This window comes from Nonomuraea sp. B5E05 (genome assembly GCF_039880665.1).
Classification (GTDB): Bacteria; Actinomycetota; Actinomycetes; order Streptosporangiales; family Streptosporangiaceae; genus Nonomuraea.
This window is the reverse complement of sequence record NZ_JBDPMJ010000077.1, coordinates 1-2729: the sequence shown is the minus strand read 5'-3', so window position 1 is coordinate 2729 and position 2729 is coordinate 1. Positions and strand designations below refer to the sequence as shown.

At 68.2% G+C, this 2729-nt stretch carries 3 protein-coding genes; all 3 read right to left on the bottom strand.

Annotation, left to right across the window (positions count from 1 at the left end; all coding sequences use genetic code 11):
* Window positions 1-70: 70 nt before the first annotated feature.
* From istB to istA, 3 genes are read right to left on the bottom strand one after another with little or no spacing between them, the layout of a single operon-like run.
* Complete coding sequence (istB, locus tag ABGB01_RS45825) at window positions 71-859, bottom strand: IS21-like element helper ATPase IstB (RefSeq protein WP_347780614.1); 789 nt, start codon at window positions 857-859, stop codon at window positions 71-73.
* Window positions 856-1332 (bottom strand): hypothetical protein, encoded by a 477-nt coding sequence (locus ABGB01_RS45820; RefSeq protein WP_347780613.1) that lies wholly within the window; start codon window positions 1330-1332, stop codon window positions 856-858. Before ABGB01_RS45820 ends, istB begins: the two co-directional genes overlap by 4 nt.
* 50 nt (window positions 1333-1382) lie before the next feature.
* Window positions 1383-2648, bottom strand: coding sequence for an IS21 family transposase (gene istA / locus ABGB01_RS45815; RefSeq protein WP_347780611.1), 1266 nt, complete (start codon window positions 2646-2648; stop codon window positions 1383-1385).
* Window positions 2649-2729: the final 81 nt, after the last annotated feature.

The following is a 2729-nucleotide window of genomic DNA, read 5'->3' as shown; positions in this document are numbered from 1 at the left end:
GTGTCAACACCGCTTCAAAACTGACCCCTTTCCAACGTCTGAAATCTGACCCCTGTGGTGTTGTTGGTGGTTACGGTGTGTCGCGTTCGGCGGCTGGTGTGCGTCCGAGGTCTCGGTTCTTCAGCCGGTAGCTGTCACCCTTGAGGGAAATGACCTCGGCATGATGGACGAGACGGTCGATGGCCGCGGCGGCGACGGTGTCGTCTCCGAAGACCTCGCCCCAGCGTCCGAACGGCTTGTTGCTGGTGACGATCAAGCTGGCCCGTTCGTAGCGGGCCGAGACCAGCTGGAAGAACAGGTTGGCGGCTTGGGCTTCGAAGGGGATGTAGCCGATCTCGTCCAAGATCAAAAGCGGGTAGCGGCCGAGGCGGGTGAGTTCCTCGTGGAGACGGCCGTTGGTGTGAGCGTCGCCGAGGCGGGCGACCCATTCGGCGGCGGTGGCGAACAGAACGCGATGCCCAGCCTGACAGGCACGAATGCCGATTCCTGTCGCTATGTGCGTTTTACCCGTTCCCGGTGGGCCGAGCAGGACCGCATTCTCCTTGGCCACGATGAAGTCGAGGGCGGCCAAGTGGGTGACGATCTCACGTTTGACCGACCGCTGATGATCGAAATCGAAGTCCTCGATGGTCTTCCGCGCCGGGAACCCGGCTGCTTTGACCCGGCCCTCAGCGCCGTGGGCGTCGCGGGAGGCGACCTCGCGTTGCAGGCAGGCGGCCAGGAACTCCTCATGCGTCCAGCCCTGGTCACGGGCTTGGACGGCCAGCCGGGGCACCGCCTCACGCAGCGTGGGGGCCTTCAGCACCCTGGTCAGGTAAGCGATCTCGGAGGTGACATCGCGTCCGGTCTTGGCCGTCATGATGACCTCACCTCCCGCTGGGGACCGTGACCGTGCTCACGGTCGTGCTCACGGTCGTGCGGGGTGTGGTCGAGTTCGGTCTGCCAGCGCCATCCCGGTGGCAAAGGCCGCCTGTAACGGCGCGGGTCATGCGTGCGCGTGCCGCCGTCTGGGCCCATGGCCAGGGCTTCGCCCTGGCCATGGATCGAAATCCGGAGTTCGGCGTGGACGCGGACGGGAATGCCGGCGGCGACCGCGTGGATCTTCAGCCAGGCCGCGGGCCGGGCCGGATCGTCATCTCGCACGATCGTGCTGCCCAGCACGGCGGCCAGGGCGTCCAGCATGGCCAGACGGACCAGCAGGTCAGGCGCCCCGTGCCGGCTGACCTGGATGGAGATCGAGCACTCGTCACAGGTGATCGACAGGCCGCCGGTCCCCGGCAGCCGAGCGGCTTGAAGGAGGTCAGCGGCGGTTCGCATCGCGCCCGCCAGCACGGACGCTGATCCCAGACGGGGGAAAGGGGCCGAGGAGGTGGTGTGGGAGGTCATGACGCCTCCCGCTCACCGGTGAGGTCGTCATAGACCGTCAACGCCCGTTCTTCCACCTCGACCTCGACAGCCGCGCCGGTCGCGCCGGTCATCACCTGCGGGCGGCGCTGTCCTGCGGCGAGCTTGACGGCGGCGGCCTCGGCTCGCAGCGACCGTGCCGTCGCGGCGTGCCCCGGATCGGTGAGGGTCTGATGCGGCGCCCAGGAGCGGGCGTGCTCGGCCACCAGGCGGCCCTCGCAGCGGACGGTGACGCGTTCCAGATCGGCCCGCACGTCCACACGGCGGCCGATCACGCGCGGGTCGACCGAGTAGTCACAGGTGTCCAGCCGCACCCAGTGGTCGCGCGGCAAGCGGATCTGGTTGTGCCAGCCGAGCTGGCCGGTCTCGATCGGCGGCAGCTCCAGCATCGCCGCCCGGTCAGCGGCGATCCGGTCAGCGGGCGCGCATCCCAGATGCCGCCGGTGCCGCTGGTTGACCAGGGTGAACCAGGTGCCCAGCTGGGCGTTGAAGTCATCGGGACCCGTGAAGGTGCGGCCGGGCAGGAACGAGGTCTCCAGGTAGTCGTTCATCCGCTCGACGATGCCCTTGGACTCCGGCTCCCGCGGCGGCAGGACGATCACTTTGGTGGCCAGCAGCCCACGCAGCTCGTTGAACCGTGCCGACAGCACCGGCGGGCGACCGCGCCGCCACTTGCCGACGCCGCCCTCGTTGTCCCACACCAGCGCCTTGGGGACCGCGCCGAACTCGGTCACCAGCGCCCAGGTGGCAAGCACCAGATCCTCGGCGTGCCGGGAGGGAATCATCCGGCCGACCGCCCACCGCGAGTATCCCGACACCATCACCAGCACCGGTGGCACCACGGCCAGGCCGGGCAGCACGATGTCGGGGAACCACAGGTCACACTGCGCCAGCTCGCCCGGCTCGTAGCTGGTCCGCGAGACCGGGTCCACCGGCAGATACGCCGGCCGCAGATCCCGGACCCGGTCCCGCAGCACGGTGATCGAGTTCGTCCAGCCGATCCGCTCGGCGATCACCGTCGCGGGCATCTTCGGGTCCAGCTCCAGTTGCGCCCGGATCTGCTGCTCAGCCGCGTCCACGATCGATCCGGTCGCGGCCCGCTCGTACCTGGGGACCTCGGTCGCCCGGATGGCCCGCCGTACGGTGTTCCTGGAGATCCCCAACCGTCTGGCGATCGCCTTGATCGGCACCTTCTCGGCCCGGTGCAGGTGACGGATCTCTGCCCAGTCGTCCACTGTGATCACATCCCTTTCTGTCACCTGTGGTGACGAAGGGGGTCAGTTTTCACGCGTTGTCTGGGGGTCAGTTTTCCAAGCTCGTCGACA

Excerpts from the sequence above, each read along its gene's own strand:
- istB (WP_347780614.1), bottom strand. The coding sequence starts at position 859 with ATGACGGCCAAGACCGGACGCGATGTCACCTCCGAGATCGCTTACCTG.